Origin of the sequence: Actinomadura sp. NBRC 104425, from assembly GCF_030269545.1 — a bacterium.
Classification (GTDB): Bacteria; Actinomycetota; Actinomycetes; order Streptosporangiales; family Streptosporangiaceae; genus Spirillospora; species Spirillospora keratinilytica.
Window position 1 is genome coordinate 1 of sequence record NZ_BSTN01000090.1, and the last position, 882, is coordinate 882.

Below are 882 nucleotides of genomic sequence, written 5' to 3' on the forward strand. Positions count from 1 at the left end.
TGTGCTGTTCGGACAGGTTGGTGACGCGGCTGGCTGGGGTTTGGCCTGCGATGCCGGTGTGGGGTCGGTGGTAGTTGTACCAGTCGAGCCAGTCGCCGAATGCGGCTTGTCGTTGGGTTTCTGAGGTGTAGGGCTGGTGGTAGGCCCATTCTTCGAGCAGGGTGCGGTGGAATCGTTCGACCTTGCCGTTGGTCTGGGGCCGCCAGGGCCGGGTCCAGCGTGGGTTGATGCCTAGCTGGGCGCAGGTGGTGCGCCAGGTGGTCTTGGTGTAGGCCCAGGCGTTGTCGGTCAGGACGCGCTGGATGGTGATGCCGCGGGCGGCGAACCAGGCCGTGGCGCGGACCAGGAACGCGGCGCAGGTGGCGGCGGTCTCATCGGCCAGGGCCTCGGTGTAGGCCAGGCGGGAGTGGTCGTCCAGGGCGGTGTGCAGGTACAGGTGGCCGCCGCCGTCGCGGTGCCGGTTGGCGCGGCCTGCGGCGCGCCCGAGGGCCCTGTGCCCGCCGCCGTCGGGGATGCGGCCGAGTTTCTTGACGTCGATGTGGACCAGGTCGCCGGGGCGTTGGTGCTCGTAGCGGCGGATGGGTTCGCCGGTGGCCCGGTCGCAGGCGGCCAGGGGCGGCAGGCCGTGGCGGGTCAGGATGCGGTGCGCGGTGGAGGGGGCGATGCCGGTGCGGGCGGCCAGGCGGAGCGGGCCGATGCGGTGCGCCCGGCGCAGGGCGATCACCTGCGCCTCGATGCGCGGTGGTGTCCGGTTGGGGCTGTGATGCGGGCGGCTGGAGCGGTCGTGCATGCCGGCGGCGCCCAGCTGCCGGTAGCGGGCGGCCCATCGTGCGGCGGTGGTGTGGCTGACGCCGAACCGTTCGGCGGCCCGGCGCAGCGGCC

At 73.0% G+C, this 882-nt stretch carries 1 protein-coding gene; it reads right to left on the reverse strand.

The window, feature by feature from the left end; genetic code table 11:
• Window positions 1-882, reverse strand: an 882-nt coding sequence (locus QSK22_RS33240) for an IS481 family transposase (protein WP_285498471.1), incomplete at both ends; no start/stop codon positions are given.